We start from the raw sequence: 20,322 nt of genomic DNA on the forward strand, positions 1-20,322 counted from the left end.
CAATGCGGTCGGCATACAAAGGGTTTCTTGATTCTGTGTGATAAAAGATAGTTTTTGGCAAGAATGGGCGTAATTCAACACTGCTCTTTACGAAGAGCAGTGAATGCACTCCGATCTGACGGAAAAATTAAACGATCATTGACGATCTTCTGTCGCGCTGCTTGGTGAAACGTTGTGAGCAATGAATCAACGTTGCAGAAATCATGATCCACATCCTCATGGGAAGCCTGATGATATGCCGAATTGCTCATCCATGAGGTTTCAAAAATCTTTTCACACACTGAAAAATTGAGGAAAGTTCGCGCATTGGAGGAGTGTTAGCTATAAGGGTTTCAGTATATAAACCGCTTTTGGTTCGTAAGTTACACATACGGTAATTTCTAGTAGAGCAGGAATATAGGATGATTGTTGTTACCGGAGGAGCCGGATTTATTGGGTCTAATATCGTTGCGTCTCTTAACGAATCTGGCCAAAATAATATTGTCGTCTGCGATACTCTCGGGTCCGAAGGAAAATGGCAAACCCTTGGGCGACGAATCGTGCAAGACGTCATTCCTCCGGATGAACTGATGTCGTGGCTACAGGGCCGCACAGACATTGAAGCCATTGTTCACATGGGCGCCAATTCATCCACCCTGGCTCAGGATGGGGATGAGGTCATGAAAAGTAATTTTCGGTTCTCCCTGAAGCTGCTTGACTGGTGTACCGAGCATCAAGTCAAGTTTATTTATGCCTCATCGGCTGCGACCTACGGTGATGGCAGCCATGGCTTCGACGATGATATTTCTCTCTCGTATTTGCGCCAGCTGAGACCTCTCAACCTTTATGGCTGGAGCAAGCATCTCTTCGATCAGGTTATCGCTACCCGTCTTGAGAACGGGGAAAAATTGCCTCCCGTGTGCATCGGACTGAAATTTTTCAATGTCTTTGGACCCAATGAGCAGTTCAAAGGTGGAATGATGAGTCTGGTCTCTAAATATTTTCCTCTGATCCGGAATGGTGAAACCGTAAACCTGTTTAAAAGCTATAAACCTGACTACAAAGATGGAGAACAGCTTCGTGACTTCGTCTATGTCCTGGATATAACCCGCACCATCGAATGGCTACTGCAACACGCTCAGGGCGTCGCTCTTTACAATCTTGGGAGCGGCGAAGCGCGGAGCTTCCTAGATCTTATGTATGCCATTTTCGATACGCTGGGTCTGGAAAGACGGATCCGTTTTGTTGAAATGCCCGAAGCAATGCGTGAGCGTTACCAGTATTATACCAAAGCTGATCAGAAACGTTTGCGAGCAGCAGGTTATCCTGTGCCGTCCACTTCTTTGGAGACAGCGGTACGTCATTGCATCGACACGTATCTCAATTCTGAAGACCCTTATCGTTAAGCTGCATTGTCCATTTTTCACTATGGAATTTAGAGTAGGATTGTCTCGCCGTGCATTCAGATGACATATTGCACTCTCATGACTGGCAGTACGGCAATGGCAGTCGTTCTCTATTCGGCATTGCAGAGCGTTGGTCTGATTTGGCCGCCTATCAGGCCTTCAACAAAAAAGTGCCTCTTGAGCGCATCTTGCTTATCAAGGCAGATGCCATAGGTGACTTCATTTTATCGCTTGATGCTATGCTTGCCATGCGTCAGGCATTTCCTAACGCACATCTGACATTAGCTTGCGGACCCTGGAATGTAGAAATTGCACGGGCGCTGGATTTCTTTGACGAAATCCATGTCGTAAATTTCTTCGAATCCCGTGCAGACATACCCAGGCCGCCTTTCTCCGTTAAGCTCCTTAATGGCCTCGAAAAGAAATTTTTCGATCTTATCGTGGATGTGCGTATCGATATCGATACACGGGTCATGTTTCCTCATCTTCAGGCAACTTATAAATGTGGCTTTGATTCAGGCTCGCATAAGTTAAATCAGATGATGACCATGTGGCTCCCACATGCCATGCCTCCAGGAACAGACATGAACCTGGGCATGCATCAGACCCTTCTGATGAAAAGACTGGCTGATAGTGTTATCGACCTGTTCCGGACCTCTCCAGATATCGGTCGACTCTTGAGGGAACGCCTTGCGCAACCTGCTGCTGTCGATTTGGGATTTGCTCAGGGGCGCATCGTTGTCGCTATAAATACTTCGTCCGGGCGTTTGGTAAAAAACTGGCCTCTGAGTCGTTATCAGTCTTTGATTTCATGGCTCTGCAACAAAATGAAAGTAGCAGTTTTTCTTTTGGGAGGCCCGGATCAGAAGGAAGATTCGGATTATCTTCTGGAAACCTGCCGAACACCTTTTCTTGCGTCGTTTATTGGTCAAACGACTTTAAGAGAATCCATGGATCTTCTGACTCGCGCTGACTTGTATATTGGCAATGACACGGGCCTGACCCATATGGCGGCGAGAATGGGAGTTTCATCGGTCAGTATTTTTTCCGGCATTGATCCTACCGCTATGTGGGCACCTGTCGGGGAAGACGTTACCGTTCTGCGCGTTCCCACACCCTGTTCAAGTTGCCATATTTTGCAGCTGAAAGACTGTAACCACAATCATAGCTGTATTCTCGATATCACTCAGGAAGATGTGCGGGCGGCTGTTAGAAACAAGATTATCGCGGCCCATCGACGCCGCATGACGACCGGCGTAATAGGGGCATAAGGATTTCACATGTTTCAGATGGCAAAAAATATTCGCAGTTTTCCACGCGATGTTTTCAGCGTTCTTAAAATTATTCTTGATAGACTGGATATACTCTCAAACAGAGTGGATGTTCTTGAGAGAAAGAAAATCATCATACCGCAGTCTCTTATCCGTGAAATGACTTCGGGTATGTCTTCCGTAAACGAGTTCTGTGATGAAACAACTCAGTTTCTGATCGAGCAGCATCGCGATATCACCAATTTGCTGAATACCCAGAAAAAGCTGTTGGAGCAAAGCACCAATACAGAAGCCCTGGCCAGAATCATTGTACCTGCAATGGAGCAGAGCATCCCATCCATCGTTCAGGAACAGATCGACAGGTTAGCGCGTCTTTCTGAAACTCAAAATCAGAAGCTGGAGGTTTTGGAAAGTCTGGCGCGTGCCCAAGAAGCAGTCTTTCCAAGTTGGAACGCGACGCCCGAAGGGTCGGAGGAAATACGCCATATTCTCCGCTTCCTTGCCCCAAGGAGAGCAAAAGACGTCGAAAAATGCCGTGTTGGACGTGATTACGATGGCGGATATGTCATGCTTGACAGTTTTCCATCGGGAAGCGTGGCAATTTCCTTGGGCATCAATGATGATGTTTCCTGGGACCTCGCTGTTGCAGAACGCGGTTGTGAGGTCTTTCAGTATGACCATACTATTAGCGCATTACCGCAGTCGCATGAGCGTTTTCATTTCTACTCCCAGCGTATTACAGCCCAGGAAGAAGAGGAGGGGCGTCTCCTTCGGGATGTAATTTCGGATAACGCTATTCCTCAAAATACCCCGATCATTCTGAAAATGGATATCGAGGGAGATGAATGGTCGGTTTTTGATACAACCTCCTTGGATATCCTTGAACGGTTTACTCAGATTGTTGTGGAATTCCATCATTGCGAGCGCCTTGCAGAGCCGGAATTCCGTGCGCGAGCAGAAAGGGTTTTTAAGAAGCTGGCAGAGAAGTTTTTTGTTTTTCATGTCCACGGGAACAACTGCGGCAATCTCGTAAATGTGCAGAATATTATTCTGCCGGAATCTCTTGAGATCAGTTTTGCCCGAAAAGACCTTTATTCATCCGAAGAGACTGATGAACTTTTCCCGCAGGTTCTCGACATGCCTAATCAGGAAGGGCGTGCAGACTTCTATCTTGGCTGTTTCAGATTCTGACGGGAAATTGTATCCATGACATGTCGCATAGGTTTTTTAGGGAACTGTCAGGTACAATCCTACAGTGCTTTAACGCCCCTTATGGTCGCCGGAGCTGAAGTTGTAGCGCTGGATTATTCACGGCCTGAAACCCGTGAAGAGGCTGTTCGTGAGCGGTTTGTTGAGCAGTTGGAAGACTGCGATTATATTTTTACCCAAACAGCGTCCTTTTCGATCACAAACGAAACAGCTCTGCGTGAACGTTTTGGTTCGAAAGTCAAAACAATTGCAAACTTCTATTTTCGAGGGCTTTTTCCCGATAGCTGTATGATAGGCAGCTTTGGAAATCGCCTGGATAAACCTACGGCTATTAACAGCATTGTTATTCTGGATGCCTTCCTTCGGGGAGAAAGCGAAGAAAATGCTGCCCATTGTTTTAACAGGGAAAACTATAGTCGGCTTGGTCTCCTGCAGGCATGGGAGAACAGTATGGCGGAAATGTTTCGCCGTGAAGGGAGCAATAGTGTCGATGTTCCAGGCGCAGCCCTCATGGAACAGGCCTGTTTGCGCTATCCCGCATTCATCACAATGAATCACCCTTCTCTCGCCCTGATGTCAGAATATCTTGAGAAGGTTTTTCTGCATTCTGGTGTGATCTATAGAAGTATCAACCCTGTTATTATCGAAGACCCTCTGGAAGAGCATGATACAACACCGATCGATAATCTGGTTGCTGAAATGCGAAACCTACCTTATCGGGGGTCGGGCTATTGGCGCATCAATTCGTTGGGGCGTAGATTTATAAATCGTGCTGAATTGATTTCGCAGTTCTATGATACGTATAAAAATACACCACGTAGAGATCTTGTTGTTCACTCCCCAAGCGATTTGACCCAATATTATTCTAACGAAAGTAATCTACGTTTTCTTGTAGATCCGGATGCGCCTGTTATCCAGCCCCCTATGAGGGCCAGTCTGAAACGTCGGTTTTAATATTTCCATATCTTTGGTCCTGAATTAAAACCTAACCAAGGATATGAAAGCCCTTATCTAGACGCGGCACTCATAGCCAAATCCACTCACTGCGAGATACCAGTGCTCATTGCCGCGATCAGAATTCTCCACTGATCGGACTTGGTAAACTCTATTATGGAAATGATGATGAGGCCTGATCATACACAAAACGAGGACGTTGGTTTGCCTGGAGATGTTCCAACCCTGAATGCAACACATGAGGGTCAGCAGTATGAATCCTCTATAAGGTGCGATAATCCGCAGGACAGCGTGCCGGATGAGGAAAAACAGTTTGAATGTCCCTGTTGCGTGAACCCTTGGTTTCGCTGACTGATAATCGCTCACATCAGCAGACATTCTGTGCAGAAAAACACATGAATGTTTTTCCGTTTGACAGGTTTTGGTCTGTCGGAAATCCATAACTTCAGACAGACCGGATACCTCATCAGTCCAGCCGAATGGAGGGACGGACAAACCCTTCCACCCAGTCGGAGAAAAAGGAAATCAAACCGCGATAGTATCCAAACAATTCGATTTGATGCTGTCGATACAACATAATATGCCCCAGTCTTGCCGACAGGCCGTGAGAAAAGCCACCACCCCAGACAGTCCCACCCGGTAAAGCCGCCCAGCCGTTGTATTTACCCAACGCCACGATGGCGCCTTTGTTGTGGAAGATGCATCCTGGCACGTCCCGCCCATGCTCGATCCAGGCCGGCAGATGTCGCCCCAGATGATTGGCCTGCTGGCGCGCAACCTGTGCTGTCGCTGGTAATGGATCGTCTTCGATAAACGAGCAGTCTCCCATGGCAAAGATATTCGGATCATCTTTCGACGAAAGATTGTCATGAACCAGAATCTGCCCGGACCGGTTTAGTGGCAGGCCGCCATAAGTCTGTGTGACCTGCGGGGCTTTTACGCCAGCAGCCCAGACACGAAGTTTGGCCGGAACATGTGTGCCATCCTTGAGAATGAAACCGTCCGCATCCGCGCCGGCAACACGGGCACCGGTTCTGACCGTGACGCCAATCCGCTCCAGTTCATTTTTGGCCGCTTCGGAAACCGATTCAGGGAAGGCGGGTAAAATACGCGCCCCGGACTGCAGGAGCGTGACATGCAGCTTGGGGGGGGTACGGCCGAAAGCATGCAGGCTGTAGGGATCTACAATATCAAGTGCTTTGTGCAGTTCCGCCGCAAGCTGCGTCCCTGTCGCCCCTCCGCCAACGATCGCGATATCCAGTTCCGAGGTGTTGGCGAATGCTTTGAGTAACTCCATGCGGAATTTTTCATTGAAGTGGTTGGCATCGACCAGATTGTCGATCGGCAGACAATGTTCCTTTACACTTGGTGTACCGAAATCATTAGCGCAGCTACCAATCGCCAGCACCATGGCATCATAGCGCAGGGTACGGCTATCCAGTACGAGCGTGCCATCAGACGCATAAAATGGGCTGAGAACAACTTCCTTTTTGCACCGGTCAACCGAGACAACCTCTCCGGGCCAGAATTCAAAATGACATCGGCTGGCCTGCGTGATAAAGCTGATCCGATCGTTTTCGTTTAGAACCGTTCCTGCCGCAAAACAATGCAGCATCGGTTTCCAAACATGGGAAAAACTTTTGTCGATAAGGGTAATCCGGGCTTTGCCACGCTTACCAAGGGACTTTCCCAACTGGGTTGCCAGAGAAAGTCCGGCCACACCTCCGCCAACAATCAGAATTTCAGGACGAGACGTCATTGGTTTACAAGCCTCTGTTTGCACGGCTCCTGTCAGAAAAACCATATTTGTCTGAATCAAGCAGGGTTTTCTGACACACTGAAAGCTCCGGATGACGAAGTGTTATCCGCTGGCTTCAAGATTCATGCGTTTTTCTTGAGAAAGGTCCGTCATCCAACTCCCGGCGTCATGCGTGATCAGACGCCGGGGTCAGAAGGCAATGGGAATAATTCCATTGCCCTTTTTTCATTACAGCGGAGCGTCAATATCAACGATGTTGATCAGCTTGTGATTGACGAACTCCTTGATGCCCAGACCAATCAGTTCACGACCGAAGCCGGAATTCTTGATCCCCCCGAATGGCAGGTCTGCCTTGGGAATGAGCGGATGATTGACGAACACCATGCCCGTGCGGATGCGAGATGCCACATGGGCACCACGGGTTTCATCCTTCGTGAAAACGGCGCCGCCCAGCCCATAAGGGGAGTCATTTGCGATGCGCACCGCATCATCTTCATCCTTGGCACGATAAAGCTGCGTTACCGGACCGAAAAATTCCCAGTGCCGGGCGGCGTTGTTGCTGTCCAGTCCCGTCATCAGGAGCGGCTGGAAGAAAGAGCCTTTTTCGGGCACGGGTGCTCCAATGACCTCAACCTTCGCACCATGATCCTTGGCCTCTTTGACCTGGCGTTCCAGATCTTCCTTCGCGCCTTGGGAGCAGACGGGTGCCAGGGTTGTCGCCGGATCCATCGGGTCGCCAGCCTTCAGTTCGGCAACACCCTTCTTATATAATTCCAGGAAACGATTATAAATGGCATCAGCCACAATAAGACGCTTGGCCGAAACGCAGACCTGACCGGCATTCCAGTGACGTCCAATCACTGCAAACTTTGCTGCCTTTTCAACATCTGCATCTTCCAGAACGATGAAAGCATCTGCCCCACCCAGTTCCATCATGGATTTCTTGAGCGCCTTGCCTGCCGTGGCGGCGATGATGGTTCCTGCCCCTTCGGAGCCCGTCAGCGCAACACCGACAACACGAGGATCACTCAGGATCATCTCGGTATGATGACGGGCCGTGTAGAGATTACGGAAAAGTCCCGCTGGAAGACCTGCTTCTTTCATCAGTTTTTCGCAGATGGCAGCGCATTGCGGCAGGTTCGACGCATGCTTCAGAATGACCGCATTACCAGCAGACAGCTGCGGCGCAATGATGCGGACAACCTGATAAAATGGGAAATTCCACGGCTCGATCGCAAGAACAATTCCAAGCGGCTCATGCACCAGAACAGCCTTGCCTTCGGCAGGATCGGCAACTGGCAGAGATTCCGGTTTCAACAGCTCTTCGGCATATTTGGCGTAATATTCGAAGATCTCGGCGGAAAGGATGACCTCTTTCTTCGATTCCGAGAAAAGCTTGCCCATTTCCAGTGTTCCAAGACGGGCATATTTATCGACGTCACGACGCAGAATGTCAGCCGCAGCCTTCATGATTCTTGCGCGTTCGGCAAATGACGTCTCACGCCATTTTTCGTAGGCAGCATTGGCCTGCGTCAGAGCCGCCTGAACCTCTGCATCTGTTGCATTCGGGAAAGTTGCCAGCACTTCGCCGGTAAAAGGATTGGTACTTGCGTAAGCCATTCTTACCTCGTGTTGCATATGTGGAAAAAGTGACGCTGAGCAGAGCAGGCCGCCGTCATACAGATGACCATCAACTTCCAACCGATCCGGATACGAAACATATGGCTCTCTGCTGAACGGGCAGAGCAAGGCATCAAGAAAACTCCCTTCTCTCAGGCGGTCTTTCCACAAAATTAGACCGGTCGACTATTATTAGACCGGTCGTCTACAGAATCGAGCCAACAGGAGGCAGGGCCTCGCTGCTAGCTTCAGGTATGATCGAGAAAGCTTTTCGTCGCTACCCATGCATTATCAAATGGATGTGAGTCCCTCGTGATTTTGACCATCAGGGTTGCGCCAAGCCATTGCTGATAAAGTGCTTGTGCGAGGATATAGGAATTCATGGCGGACTGGATGGACCCATCCTCTTGGCCTGCCCGAATGATCGCCGTAATGCGCTCGACAGCCTGTTCCGTTCCTTTTTTGAGGATATGCCGCATGCGCTCGGAAAGATCGGAAACCTCGGCTCCCAGCTTAACGATCAGACATTTGTCGCCTGTTTTTCCATCGACGTGTGTTTCCCACCAGAACTGGCAGTAGGCGAGAATTTTTTCCCGGCCATTTTTCCGGGAGGCACCGAACATAACGTCCATCTTGGCCAGATAATCCGAGATATAAAGATGGAGAAGCTCTTCGCCAAACGCCTCTTTTGACTCGAAATAATGATAAAAAGAGCCTTTTGGAATCCCGGCGACCTCAATGATCTGAGAAATACCAACCGCCGAAAAACCCTGACTTCCGATCAGGGGGCGGGCCGCATCCACAATGGTGCGTCTGGCAAGCATCTGTTTGGTTGAAACGGTCATCTGTCATTCATGCGTCTGGTCGTCGGACGGGTCAATATCTTCTGCGGGGTTTCGGGGAGACAGAATAATTTCAGCTGAAATCTGGCCTGATATCGGCAGACAGTCCGCGCCCCAAAAAATCATACTGAACCAAATGAATACACGACAGAGAGGGTATATTTTATAATTACTTACATACGAGGCGGCATATGGTTTCAATATTAAAATCAATTCTCTCTTTAAGCGCTTCTGGTGCTGTAAAGTCGCGTTCAAATATGACCGATCCGGTAAATCTGTTGGTAAAATAATAGTAATTTATTGAGGCAATGGTGATGTTTAACTGTGCTGCGTCAATGCCGTCACGGAAAACATTTTCCCGAACCCCCCGATCCAGAAGCGTTTGGATACGGCGAACGAATTTCTGGCTGATCGTTTTCAAGGTAGGCGAATTTTTGATATGGGCGGCCTTGCAAAGGTTTTCACTGTTCACGAGCGTGATGAACTCGGGATTTGCAATGTAATATTCCCACGTGAAGCGGACGAGCGTCTCAAGAGCGGTTCTTGGAGGGAGGTTCTCCAGATCCAGCAAATTCTCTTCAGCGCGGATTTTGAGATATTCCCGTTCCAGTACCGTTCTGAAGAGACCGTCCTTACTTTCGAAATAATGGTAGAGCATTCTCTTATTGGCTTTGGCATCCAGGGCGATGGCATCGACCCGTGCGCCTTCAAGACCATTCTTTGAAAATTCCTTTTTGGCGGCTTCGAGAATGCGCAATTTTGTGGCGTCCGCGTCCCTGACACGTTTTTTCGTCGCCTGGGACAATCTGCTTTTCTCAAGGGGCATCAGGGCCTGTTCCGCACTCAATATGGACGTTCTTTTTGAGGGAATCTGTCCCAAAAGGAAAGTAGCGCCTAAAATCACATATAGAATGATAAAAAATATCAACGTAACGTGATTTCATGCTGGCGGCCCCCTGAGATATGTGTAAGTAACTAAACGGTGCGTTATGCGTTGGGAAGTTGGAGCCTGAGCGTCTCCGGTCAAATGAAAGCGAGGAGCATCCGAGAACGGAAATTATAAGTTTCGATATTTCCCGGATCATCCACGTCAGAACAGTAAAAACCGGGCTGCACCTTGGAAAAAGGAATGACAGCTCCAAAGTCGGCAGGAATAAGTCTCATGAATGTTGTTGCAAAGAATATTTCTTTACCGTTAAAGCCTCGTACATTCGGATTCTTTGTTGATGGAGAATGGCGCGAAGGTAAGGAATTCTTCGACCGCTCTTCGCCCGCACATGATGTTCCCGTTACCCGCATTCCACGATGCACCCGTGAAGATCTTGATGATGCTGTGGCCGCTGCACGTCGCACCTTCGAAAATGGAAGCTGGTCGGGGCTACCGTCTTCGGAGCGCGCTGCGGTTCTTCTGAAGGTTGCGGGCCTGCTGCGTGAGCGCCGGGATGACATTGCTTATTGGGAAGTTCTTGAAAACGGAAAACCCATTAGCCAGGCCAAGGGTGAGATCGACCATTGTATCGCCTGTTTTGAAATGGCCGCAGGTGCTGCGCGTCTGCTGCATGGCGATACGTTCAACAATCTGGGTGAAGGACTGTTCGGCATGGTCCTGCGTGAGCCCATCGGTGTTGTCGGGCTAATCACGCCGTGGAACTTCCCGTTCATGATCCTGTGTGAGCGCGCACCGTTTATTCTCGCGTCAGGCTGCACACTTGTCGTCAAGCCCGCTGAGGTGACCAGTGCCACGACGCTGCTTCTGGCAGAGGTTCTTGCGGATGCGGGCCTGCCAAAGGGCGTGTTTAATGTGGTGACAGGAACAGGACGCACGGTTGGTCAGGCCATGACCGAGCATCAGGATATCGACATGCTGTCCTTCACTGGTTCCACGGGGGTTGGCAAGTCCTGCATCCATGCGGCAGCGGACAGTAACCTCAAGAAACTCGGGCTCGAACTGGGCGGTAAAAACCCCATTTTGGTGTTTGCTGACAGTGACCTCGAAGACGCGGCTGACGCGGTGGCATTCGGGATCAGCTTCAACACCGGGCAGTGCTGCGTTTCTTCAAGCCGTCTGATTGTTGAGCGGTCCATCGCTGAGAAGTTCGAACGTCTGGTTGTGGCAAAAATGGAAAAGATCCGCGTTGGTGACCCGTTTGATCCCGAAACGCAGATCGGCGCCATCACGACGGAAGCTCAGAACAAAACCATTCTGGACTATATCGCGAAAGGTAAGGCCGAGGGCGCCAAACTGCTGTGCGGTGGCGGGGCCGTCGATTTTGGAAAGGGGCAGTACATTCAGCCCACGCTGTTTACGGATGTGAAGCCGTCCATGGGCATCGCGCGTGACGAAATCTTCGGCCCGGTTCTGGCATCCTTCCATTTCGACACCGTCGATGAGGCGATCGCGATTGCGAATGACACAGTCTACGGCCTCGCCGCATCGGTCTGGAGCAAGGATATCAATAAGGCACTGGCCGTAACCCGTCGCGTTCGCGCAGGCCGTTTCTGGGTCAATACCATCATGAGCGGTGGTCCGGAAACGCCTCTGGGTGGTTTTAAGCAGTCAGGATGGGGGCGTGAGTCGGGCCTGTATGGCGTCGAGGAATACACGCAGATCAAGTCTGTCCATATCGAGACTGGCAAACGTTCGCACTGGATTTCATGATGACGCGTGGCTTTGATTACATCGTTGTTGGTGGCGGTTCGGCTGGCTGTGTTCTCGCAGCCCGTCTTTCCGAAAATCCGTCCGTTCGTGTCTGCCTCATTGAGGCGGGGCGGCGGGATACGCATCCCCTGATCCACATGCCGGTCGGCTTCGCGAAAATGACCACGGGCCCGCACACCTGGGACCTTCTGACGGAACCGCAAAAGAACGCAAACAACCGTCAGATCCCTTATGTGCAGGGACGGGTTCTGGGCGGTGGCTCGTCCATCAACGCAGAAGTTTTCACGCGCGGTCATCCGTCCGATTTCGACCGTTGGGCTGCGGAGGGCGCAGATGGCTGGAGCTTTCGGGACATCCAGAAATACTTCATCCGCTCTGAAGGAAACGCAATTTTTGCAGGGGACTGGCACGGCACGAACGGACCGCTGGGCGTTTCCAATCTCGCAGAGCCAAACGCGACCAGCCGCGCGTTCGTGCAGAGCTGTCAGGAAATGGGGCTGCCTTACAATCCTGACTTCAATGGTGCGTCACAGGCAGGGGCTGGCATCTACCAGATGACCATCCGGAACAACCGGCGCTGTTCCACGGCTGTAGGATATCTGCGTCCGGCTCTGGGGCGGAAAAACCTGACGGTCGTAACGCGCGCACTGGTTCTGAAAATCGTGTTCGACGGCACACGCGCCAAGGGGGTGCAGTACATCGCGAACGGCACTCTTGAAACAGCTGAGGCCACGCAGGAAATCGTTGTGACAGCGGGCGCCATCGGCACGCCGAAGCTGATGATGTTGTCAGGCGTCGGCCCTGCCGCACATCTGCGGGACAAAGGAATTTCGGTCGTGCAGGATCTGCCGGGCGTGGGCGAGAACCTACAGGACCATTTCGGCGTGGATATCGTGGCGGAACTCAAAACGGATGAGAGCTTCGACAAATACCGCAAACTGCACTGGATGCTCTGGGCAGGTCTTGAATACACGATGTTCAACTCCGGCCCTGTTGCGTCCAACGTGGTTGAAGGGGGGGCCTTCTGGTATTCGAACCCGTCTTCGGATGTGCCTGATTTGCAGTTCCATTTTCTCGCCGGTGCCGGGGCAGAAGCCGGAGTGACGTCCGTTCCCAAAGGGACGTCCGGTATTACGCTCAACAGCTATGTGCTGCGGCCGAAGTCACGCGGAACCGTCCGGCTTCGCTCGGCGGACCCGAGGCTGAATCCAATGGTCGATCCCAATTTTCTGGGCGATCCCGCCGATCTGGAAACCTCTGCGGAAGGCGTTCGGCTGAGTTATGAGATGTTCTCCCAGCCCTCCTTGCAGAAGCACATCAGAAAAACCTGCTTCTTTAGCGGTAAACGGCCGACGATGCAGATGTATCGCGACTACGCGCGGGAACATGGCCGGACGTCCTATCATCCGACATGTACCTGCAAGATGGGGCGGGATGAGATGTCCGTCGTCGATCCGCGCCTGAAGATTCATGGTCTTGAGGGCATCAGGATCTGCGACAGTTCGGTCATGCCCTCGCTGCTGGGGTCAAATACGAATGCCGCAACGATTATGATCGGGGAGCGCGCGGCAGATTTTATTCAGGGGAATGCCTGAACCGGGATCTGCCCGCACCTTCTGAAACTACGGGATAACGGAAAAGCCGTGCAGCCATGCCGGACTCTTTCGTTGAAATTTATAGTAACCAACTGGTTAGATACTAAGGTATTGGAACATGACGAAAGTCAGGACAGCGACCGAGGCCGTAAGCCTCATCAGGGACGGAGCCATGGTTGCCGTCAATTCGTCCTCGGGGCTTTTGTGTCCCGATGCGGTTCTTGAAGCCCTTGGACAACGTTTCGAAGCCACGAAATCCCCTGCGAAACTGACGACCGTCCATCCGATTGCCGCAGGAGACATGTTCGGGACCAGGGGCGTGGACCATCTCGCCCGTCCCGGCATGATCACGAAAATCATTGGCGGTTCCTATCCCTCAGGCCCGAGCAACGCCGAGCCCCCGCTGATCTGGCAGCGGATTCAGGCAGAGGATCTGGCCGCCTATAATGTGCCGTCCGGTATTGTGTTTGACATGTTGCGGGAGGGTGCGGCGAAGCGCCCCGGCGTGCTGACCAAGGTCGGCCTCGATACCTTCGCGGACCCCAAGCGTGATGGCTGCGCAATGAACGAAACGGCCCGGCAGAATCCGCTGGTCCGTCATATGGATTTCGAGGGCGAGGACTGGCTCTATTTCCCGGCACTTCGTCCGGACGTGGCGATTATCCGGGCGTCGACGGCGGATGAGAACGGCAATCTGACCTTCGAGCAGGAAGGCGCCACGCTGGGCGCGATGGAAATGGCTCTGGCGGCGCATAACAATGGCGGTCTGGTGATCGCGCAGGTCCGCCGTGTCGCAGCGCAGGGCACGCTCAAGCCGCATGACGTCAAGGTTCCGGGCATTCTGGTGGACGTGATCGTCGAAGCGCCGGAGCAGCTTCAGACAACCGCAACAGCCTATGACCCCGCCATTTCTGGCGAGATTTTCCGTCCGCTGTCCACGTTCGAAATTCCGGATTTCGGACCATCCAAAGTCATGGCCCGTCGCGTGGCGCAGGAACTGAAACAGGGCTGGGCGGTCAATATCGGCTTTGGTATTTCCGCTAATGTTCCGCGTATTCTTTTGGAAGAAGGGCGACATGGCGCGGTGACGTGGGTGATCGAACAGGGGGCCGTAGGCGGCATCCCTCTGCTGGACTTCAAGTTCGGCTGCGCCAGCAACGCCGAAGCCTTCGTCGCCTCACCCCATCAGTTCTCCTATTTCCAGGCAGGTGGCTTCGACTGCTCCCTGCTGTCCTTCCTTGAAATCGGACAGAATGGTTCGGTGAATGTCAGCCGTCTGGCGGCCACACCGCATCGTACGGCGGGAGCAGGCGGTTTCGTTGACATCACGGCGCGCGCCAAACGGATCATTTTCTCGGGCAATTTCAATGCCGGGGCGAAAATGCATATCGAAGACGGACGTCTGGTGATCGACAGGGAAGGCAAGATCGCGAAAATCGTGCCGGAAGTATCTCAGGTCAGTTTCTCCGGTCGCCGTGCCGCCGAGACCGGACAGAAGATCACTTATGTGACGGAGCGTTGCGTCCTGAGGCTGCTCGATGGCAAGCTGACGGTCACCGAAATCGCGCCGGGGATCGACTTGCAGCGGGACATTCTGGGTCAGGCGACGGCTCATCTCGAGGTTTCGCCAGATCTGAAATACATGAACGCGGCCCTGTTCCGGGATGAACCCATGGGTTTGACCCTGTGACCGTCCTCCCTCGCGCCAGCCAGACAGACAGGAACTGACCATGATGCTTCAGGACCGTATGTTTCTGACAGAACTCTTCGACGCTGCCGTTGCCGCGGCAGAGCCGGAGCAGATCTTGGCAGCGCATCTTCCCGCCCCCCCCAAGGGCCGGACGGTTGTTGTCGGCGCAGGAAAAGGCGTGGCCCAACTGGCAGCGGCTTTCGAGCGCGTCTGGAAAGGACCGCTCAGCGGGGTCGTGGTCACGCGTTACGGCAATATCTGCCCAACGCAGTTCATCAAGGTTCTGGAGGCCTCGCATCCGGTGCCGGACGAAGCGGGTCTGAAGGCCACGGAGGCGCTTTTCGAAGCGGTGAAGGGACTGGGGCCGGATGATCTCGTCGTGGCGCTCATCTGTGGGGGCGGTTCTGCCCTTCTGCCGTCACCGCCGCCGGGCATGACACTTGCGGACGAGGCCGAACTCAACCGTGTCCTGCTCGCATCCGGTGCGCCGATTTCAGTCATGAACAGTATCCGCAAGCAGGTGTCGGGCATCAAGGGCGGCCGTCTTGCGGCCGCTGCGGCTCCGGCAAAGGTTGTGTCTCTGGTCGTGTCGGATGTCCCTTTCGACGATCCGGCGCAGGTGGCCTCAGGCCCTACGGTTCCAGATCTGGGCACACGCGAGGAGGCTCGTGTTCTGGCAAAGACGTGGAAACTGAGTCTCCCGGCAAAGATCCAGTCCTGGCTGGATGGAGACGAGGGTCGCGCCCCTCTGGCAACCGATCCGGCCTTCAGCAACAACGAGGTGCGAGTGATCGCCTCGGCGCATCTGTCTCTGGAAGCGGCGGCGGACAAGGTACGGCAGGCGGGGATCTACCCCGTGATCCTGTCCGATGCGATCGAGGGTGAAGCCCGGGATGTCGGCAAGGTTCATGCTGCACTGGTGCGGGAAATCATCCTCAGAGGGCGACCTTTCCGCCGACCCGTCGTCATTCTGTCAGGCGGCGAAACCACGGTAACGATACGCGGAAAGGGGCGGGGTGGCCGCAATACCGAGTTTCTTCTGGCTTTTGCGCTGGCGGCGGAGGGCCTGCCGTTCGCGGCTCTGGCAGCGGATACCGATGGTATTGACGGTTCGGAAGACAATGCCGGAGCCTTCGCTGATGGTGTCAGCATGGAGCGTCTGAGGGAGAAGGAATTCAATCCCATGGATCTTCTGATGGAGAACGACGCCTATACTGCGTTCGAGGCGCTGGGAGACCTGTTTGTTCCGGGTCCAACCGGCACAAACGTGAATGATTTCCGGGCCGTTCTGGTTCGCTAGGACCGGCCCGGAAAGCTTCAATAATGATTGATCGGTGCGTGTGGCGAAAGTCGTAGTCTTTAACAGTTTTCAATAGTAACCATCTAGTTAGTTACTTATGTGGAGTCGGCAATGTTTCTGAACGAAATGCAGGAAGAAGTCCGCGAAACGACACGGTCTTTCGTGGATAACGTCATCCGTCCCGCCGCCGAGGCGCTGGATCGTGAGGAACGCTTCCCGGCGGAAATCTACGAGGAAATGGGCAAGCTGGGCCTCTTTGGCATCGCCGTTCCCGAGGAACTGGGCGGACCGGGATTCGACACGCTGACCTATGCGGTCGTGATGGAAGAACTCTCGCGCGGTTACGCCAGCGTGGCCGACCAGTGCGGTCTGGTGGAGCTGATTTCCACGCTTCTGGTGCGTCACGGAACGCCGGAACAGCAGAAAATGCTGCCCGATATCCTCTCCATGAAGCGCAAGGTCGCCTACTGTATCACGGAGCCTGAGGCCGGCACCGATGTCTCTGGTATCCGCACGACAGCCGTGCGTGACGGTGATGGCTGGGTTCTCAACGGCGGCAAGATTTGGATCCATAATGCGCCGGTCGCTGATACGGGCTTTGTTCTGGCTCGCACCGACAAGGAAGCGGGCAACCGCGGCATGTCCATTTTCATCGTGGACCTGCATGCCAAGGGCGTCGAGCGCGGTCCCAAGGAACACAAGATGGGCCAGCGCGCGAGCCAGGTCGGCGCGCTCGACTTCTCGGACGTGCGTCTCGGAAGCGACGCGCTTCTGGGCGAGATGAACCGCGGCTTCCATATGATGATGAGCGTGCTCGACAAAGGCCGCGTCGGTATCGCGGCTCTGGCTGTCGGCATCGCACAGGCCGGTCTTGAGGCAGCCGTCGATTATGCCGGCACCCGCAAGCAGTTCGGCAAGCACATCTCGGAATTTCAGGGCGTACAGTGGCTGCTGGCCGACATGGCCAAGGACATCGAGGCCGCGCGACTTCTGGTTCACTCCGCTGCGACAAAAATCGATCGCGGACAGGACGCTACACGCGCCTGCTCCATGGCCAAGTGCTTCGCCGGAGACATGGCGGTGGCGCGTACCGCCGATGCCGTACAGGTCTTCGGTGGTTCGGGCTATATCCGTGGCTTCGAGGTCGAGCGCCTGTACCGCGATGCCAAGATCACCCAGATCTATGAAGGCACCAATCAGATCCAGCGCATGATCATCGCCCGCGAGCTCCTGCGTAAAGGCGCACGGGGATGAGACAGGTCGCCCTCGTGACCGGTTCCTCACGCGGCATCGGTTTCGCCACGGCTCAGGCCTTGGCGAAACGGGGCTTTGCTTTAGCGGTCAATGGACTGTTCGATGACGAGGAACTGCGCTCGGCCGTCCGCCGCCTGTCTGAAACCGGAGCATCTGTCATGGCGCTCCCGTTCGACATCACGGATCTTGCCGTGCATGCGGAAAAACTGGCGCAGGTCGAAGCAGAACTCGGGCCGCTGACCACGCTCGTGAACAACGCCGGCGTGGGCGTCCTGCAACGCGGAGATCTGCTGGATGTGAGTGAAGCGAGCTGGGACCGGTGCCTGACGGTGAACACGAAGGCGCTGTTCTTTCTCTCGCAGGCCTTTGCGAAGCTGCTCCTGTCACGGTCGCGTCCCGAGGGCGTGTTTCATTCCATCGTGAATGTGACGTCCTCCAACGCCACGGCGGTTGCCGTCCAGCGGTCGGAATACTGCGCGTCCAAAGCGGCCTCGGCGATGGTGTCCAAGGCTCTGGCCGTGCGGTTGGGGCCGGAAAATATCGCGGTCTATGACGTCCAGCCCGGCCTGATCGCGACTGACATGACCGCCGCCGTGATCGGCCAGTACCGCCAGAGAGCGGAAGACGGACTGACCCTGCTGCCGCGTATCGGCGAGCCTGAGGACATGGGCGGCATCATCGCGACTCTTGCTTCGGGCGGACTTCCCTACACCACAGGCCAAGTGATTTCGGCTGATGCCGGAATGCTTGTGCCGCGTTTCTGAGAACGGTCATGAAAATCATTCTTCCCGATGAAACAGGCCGCAAGACGGACTATCATCTGATCGGAACCCCCGCACCGACAGGAACACTGGGGCGCAATCCGGCCCGCATTGTCTATTCGGCGGCGCATGTCGTCGCCAACCCCTATACGGGCCGAGCGCCGTCTGGGCCCGGTGCCATCGACTGGGATAGGACGATGGCATTCCGCCGCCACCTTGCGGATCTTGGGCTCGGCATCGCCGAAGCGATGGACACGGCCCAGCGTGGCATGGGTCTGGACTGGTCGATGGCGCTGGAACTGATCCGTCGCACAAAAGCCGAACTGCCGGACGCTGATGTCGTCAATGGCTGCGGCACCGACCATCTGGACCCTGCGAGCGTGCGGGATGTGGATGCGGTCATCCGCGCCTATCTGGAACAGGTCGAAGCCATTCAGGCCGTCGGTGGCCGGATTATCCTGATGGCGAGCCGGGCTTTGGTCCGCGTCGCGAAAGGAGCGGCGGATTATCTGCGCGTTTATCGCGAAGTGCTCTCCGCCTGCGATGAGCCGGTCGTCCTGCACTGGCTGGGCGAAGCGTTCGATCCCGCCCTCGCCGGATACTGGGGCACGGACAGCTTCGATGAGGCGCTGCAAACCGTGCTGGAAATGATCGGACAAAACGTCGCCAAGGTGGACGGCATCAAGATCTCCCTTCTGGACAAGGACAAGGAAATCCGGATGCGCCGTCTGCTTCCGGCAGGCGTAAAGATGTATACCGGGGACGACTTCAATTACCCCGAACTGATCGAAGGCGACGAGCAGGGCTTCAGCCATGCGCTTCTGGGCGTGTTCGATCCGCTGGCGCCGCTGGCCGCCTATGCGGTGAGCAAACTCGGCGAGGGTGACAAGGCCGCTTTCCGCGCGGCGCTGGACCCCACGGTTCCGCTGGCCCGGGTGATCTTCAAGGCTCCGACCCAGTATTACAAAACGGGTGTCGTGTTCCTGGCCTGGCTGAATGGCTTTCAAGACTACTTCATCATGCTGGGCAGTGCGCAGTCCATGCGACCGCTGCCATATTTCACGGACATCTTCCGGCTGGCGGATGGCTGCGGACTGCTCCGCAATCCGGAACTGGCCGTCCGCCGCATGAAGTCGCTTCTGTCGCTCTATGGAGCCGACTGATGCGCGACTTCACCCACGATCATTCCGCGCTGGCCCTGAACACCGCGACCCTCGGTCACAATGTCCCGGGCGCGGGGGCAGGATGGTCTGCTGAACGCACGATCGACGCCTGCGCCGAGCGTGGCATTGGCGGCATCGTCTTCTGGCGGCCTGAACTTCAGGGACGCGCCGCCTCCATCGGGCGATATGCCCGTGCAGCCGGGGTGAGCGTTGTGGGTCTGTGCCGGTCGCCGTTTCTTGTAGGGCCTCTGGCACCACAGGGGCGGCAGGCAGTCGTGGATGATTTCCGTCGGTCGATCGACGAGACGGCGGAGCTTGGAGGGGAAATCCTGACGATCGTGGTGGGCGGCGTCGAACCCAGCACCAAAGGCGTTCGGGAGAGCCTCGGCATCGTCACGGACCGCCTGTCCGCGGTGCTGGATTACGCGGCTGACCGGGGGGTGAAGCTGGCGCTGGAGCCATTGCATCCGATGTATGGCGGCGATCGCTCCTGCCTGCCAACTGTCCGCGATGCGCTCGATATCTGCGATGTCCTCAACTCCGAGACGCTCGGCGTGGCGGTCGACGTCTATCACGTCTGGTGGGACACCGACCTGCCGCGTCAGCTCGAACGGGCCGGGACACGCATCATGGGGTTCCATCTGTGTGACTGGCTGGTTCCCACAACGGATTTTCTCCTGGATCGCGGAATGATGGGGGACGGCGTGGCGGATCTGAAAGCCCTGCGCGCGGGTGTGGAGCGCGCAGGTTACGCCGGGTTCTGCGAAGTCGAGATTTTTTCTGCAAACAACTGGTGGAAGCGCGATCCGGCCGAAGTGCTGGATGTGATGATACAGCGCTTCCGCGATATCTGCTGAGAA

Annotated in this window: 16 protein-coding genes; 12 read left to right on the top strand and 4 right to left on the bottom strand. The window is 54.5% G+C overall.

Annotation, left to right across the window (positions count from 1 at the left end; all coding sequences use genetic code 11):
- The first annotated feature begins 401 nt into the window (after positions 1 to 401).
- The 4 genes from rfaD to JK208_RS05910 are packed head-to-tail and all read left to right on the top strand — an operon-like array spanning position 402 to position 4,819.
- Positions 402 to 1,385 carry an ADP-glyceromanno-heptose 6-epimerase gene (gene rfaD / locus JK208_RS05895; RefSeq protein WP_211574879.1) on the top strand — a complete coding sequence of 328 codons (984 nt, stop codon included), beginning with the start codon at positions 402 to 404 and terminating at the stop codon, positions 1,383 to 1,385.
- 50 nt (positions 1,386 to 1,435) lie between these two features.
- Positions 1,436 to 2,656, top strand: coding sequence for a glycosyltransferase family 9 protein (locus tag JK208_RS05900; RefSeq protein WP_211574881.1), 1,221 nt, complete (start codon positions 1,436 to 1,438; stop codon positions 2,654 to 2,656).
- A gap of 9 nt (positions 2,657 to 2,665) precedes the next feature.
- Positions 2,666 to 3,847, top strand: coding sequence for an FkbM family methyltransferase (locus JK208_RS05905; RefSeq protein ID WP_211574883.1), 1,182 nt, complete (start codon positions 2,666 to 2,668; stop codon positions 3,845 to 3,847).
- A gap of 15 nt (positions 3,848 to 3,862) precedes the next feature.
- A complete protein-coding gene (locus tag JK208_RS05910) occupies positions 3,863 to 4,819 on the top strand; it encodes a WcbI family polysaccharide biosynthesis putative acetyltransferase (RefSeq protein WP_194261019.1) in 957 nt (318 codons plus the stop codon).
- Between the two features lie 466 nt (positions 4,820 to 5,285).
- On the opposite strand, the gene JK208_RS05915 is transcribed toward JK208_RS05910, so the two are convergent.
- The 4 genes from JK208_RS05915 to JK208_RS05930 all read right to left on the bottom strand — a co-directional run bounded on the left by JK208_RS05915 (position 5,286) and on the right by JK208_RS05930 (position 9,866).
- Positions 5,286 to 6,578: an NAD(P)/FAD-dependent oxidoreductase gene (locus JK208_RS05915; protein WP_211574885.1), complete on the bottom strand. Its 1,293-nt coding sequence runs from the start codon at positions 6,576 to 6,578 to the stop codon at positions 5,286 to 5,288.
- Between the two features lie 228 nt (positions 6,579 to 6,806).
- Positions 6,807 to 8,198: an NAD-dependent succinate-semialdehyde dehydrogenase gene (locus JK208_RS05920; protein ID WP_211574887.1), complete on the bottom strand. Its 1,392-nt coding sequence runs from the start codon at positions 8,196 to 8,198 to the stop codon at positions 6,807 to 6,809.
- A 248-nt stretch (positions 8,199 to 8,446) separates the two neighbouring features.
- A complete protein-coding gene (locus tag JK208_RS05925) occupies positions 8,447 to 9,043 on the bottom strand; it encodes a TetR/AcrR family transcriptional regulator (protein WP_211574888.1) in 597 nt (198 codons plus the stop codon).
- Between the two features lie 166 nt (positions 9,044 to 9,209).
- On the bottom strand, positions 9,210 to 9,866 hold the full coding sequence (locus JK208_RS05930) for a TetR/AcrR family transcriptional regulator (protein ID WP_211574890.1): 657 nt from the start codon (positions 9,864 to 9,866) through the stop codon (positions 9,210 to 9,212).
- A 336-nt stretch (positions 9,867 to 10,202) separates the two neighbouring features.
- Here JK208_RS05930 and JK208_RS05935 point away from each other — a divergent pair, with 336 nt between their 5' ends.
- The 8 genes from JK208_RS05935 (at position 10,203) to JK208_RS05970 (ending at position 20,319) form a co-directional block, all read left to right on the top strand.
- On the top strand, positions 10,203 to 11,699 hold the full coding sequence (locus JK208_RS05935; RefSeq protein WP_211574892.1) for an aldehyde dehydrogenase family protein: 1,497 nt from the start codon (positions 10,203 to 10,205) through the stop codon (positions 11,697 to 11,699).
- A complete protein-coding gene (locus JK208_RS05940) occupies positions 11,699 to 13,294 on the top strand; it encodes a GMC family oxidoreductase N-terminal domain-containing protein (RefSeq protein WP_211575225.1) in 1,596 nt (531 codons plus the stop codon). Before JK208_RS05935 ends, JK208_RS05940 begins: the two co-directional genes overlap by 1 nt.
- Positions 13,295 to 13,412: 118 nt before the next feature.
- Positions 13,413 to 14,984: an acyl CoA:acetate/3-ketoacid CoA transferase gene (locus tag JK208_RS05945; protein ID WP_211574894.1), complete on the top strand. Its 1,572-nt coding sequence runs from the start codon at positions 13,413 to 13,415 to the stop codon at positions 14,982 to 14,984.
- 40 nt (positions 14,985 to 15,024) lie between these two features.
- A complete protein-coding gene (locus tag JK208_RS05950) occupies positions 15,025 to 16,284 on the top strand; it encodes a glycerate kinase (protein WP_211574896.1) in 1,260 nt (419 codons plus the stop codon).
- A 111-nt stretch (positions 16,285 to 16,395) separates the two neighbouring features.
- Positions 16,396 to 17,538, top strand: a complete 1,143-nt coding sequence (locus tag JK208_RS05955) for an acyl-CoA dehydrogenase family protein (RefSeq protein ID WP_211574898.1) — start codon at positions 16,396 to 16,398, stop codon at positions 17,536 to 17,538.
- The gene (locus JK208_RS05960) at positions 17,535 to 18,302 is read left to right on the top strand and encodes a 3-ketoacyl-ACP reductase (RefSeq protein ID WP_211574900.1); all 768 of its coding nucleotides are present in this window, start codon (positions 17,535 to 17,537) and stop codon (positions 18,300 to 18,302) included. The genes JK208_RS05955 and JK208_RS05960 overlap by 4 nt, the downstream gene beginning before the upstream one ends.
- A gap of 8 nt (positions 18,303 to 18,310) precedes the next feature.
- Entirely contained in the window at positions 18,311 to 19,462 is a 1,152-nt protein-coding gene (locus JK208_RS05965) for a dihydrodipicolinate synthase family protein (protein ID WP_211574902.1), read from the top strand.
- Positions 19,462 to 20,319 (top strand): sugar phosphate isomerase/epimerase, encoded by an 858-nt coding sequence (locus JK208_RS05970; RefSeq protein WP_211574904.1) that lies wholly within the window; start codon positions 19,462 to 19,464, stop codon positions 20,317 to 20,319. Before JK208_RS05965 ends, JK208_RS05970 begins: the two co-directional genes overlap by 1 nt.
- Positions 20,320 to 20,322 lie beyond the last annotated feature (3 nt).

It is taken from the genome of Gluconobacter sp. Dm-74, assembly GCF_018256135.1.
Classification (GTDB): domain Bacteria; phylum Pseudomonadota; class Alphaproteobacteria; order Acetobacterales; family Acetobacteraceae; genus Gluconobacter; species Gluconobacter cadivus.

Bases quoted from the DNA above. Each gene is read 5' to 3' on its own strand.
- JK208_RS05930 (WP_211574890.1), bottom strand. From the start codon at position 9,866: ATGCCCCTTGAGAAAAGCAGATTGTCCCAGGCGACGAAAAAACGTGTC.
- JK208_RS05955 (WP_211574898.1), top strand. From the start codon at position 16,396: ATGTTTCTGAACGAAATGCAGGAAGAAGTCCGCGAAACGACACGGTCT.
- JK208_RS05905 (WP_211574883.1), top strand. From the start codon at position 2,666: ATGTTTCAGATGGCAAAAAATATTCGCAGTTTTCCACGCGATGTTTTC.
- rfaD (WP_211574879.1), top strand. From the start codon at position 402: ATGATTGTTGTTACCGGAGGAGCCGGATTTATTGGGTCTAATATCGTT.
- JK208_RS05915 (WP_211574885.1), bottom strand. From the start codon at position 6,578: ATGACGTCTCGTCCTGAAATTCTGATTGTTGGCGGAGGTGTGGCCGGA.
- JK208_RS05935 (WP_211574892.1), top strand. From the start codon at position 10,203: ATGAATGTTGTTGCAAAGAATATTTCTTTACCGTTAAAGCCTCGTACA.
- JK208_RS05965 (WP_211574902.1), top strand. From the start codon at position 18,311: ATGAAAATCATTCTTCCCGATGAAACAGGCCGCAAGACGGACTATCAT.
- JK208_RS05920 (WP_211574887.1), bottom strand. From the start codon at position 8,198: ATGGCTTACGCAAGTACCAATCCTTTTACCGGCGAAGTGCTGGCAACT.
- JK208_RS05960 (WP_211574900.1), top strand. From the start codon at position 17,535: ATGAGACAGGTCGCCCTCGTGACCGGTTCCTCACGCGGCATCGGTTTC.
- JK208_RS05945 (WP_211574894.1), top strand. From the start codon at position 13,413: ATGACGAAAGTCAGGACAGCGACCGAGGCCGTAAGCCTCATCAGGGAC.
- JK208_RS05940 (WP_211575225.1), top strand. From the start codon at position 11,699: ATGACGCGTGGCTTTGATTACATCGTTGTTGGTGGCGGTTCGGCTGGC.
- JK208_RS05970 (WP_211574904.1), top strand. From the start codon at position 19,462: ATGCGCGACTTCACCCACGATCATTCCGCGCTGGCCCTGAACACCGCG.
- JK208_RS05950 (WP_211574896.1), top strand. From the start codon at position 15,025: ATGATGCTTCAGGACCGTATGTTTCTGACAGAACTCTTCGACGCTGCC.
- JK208_RS05925 (WP_211574888.1), bottom strand. From the start codon at position 9,043: ATGACCGTTTCAACCAAACAGATGCTTGCCAGACGCACCATTGTGGAT.
- JK208_RS05910 (WP_194261019.1), top strand. From the start codon at position 3,863: ATGACATGTCGCATAGGTTTTTTAGGGAACTGTCAGGTACAATCCTAC.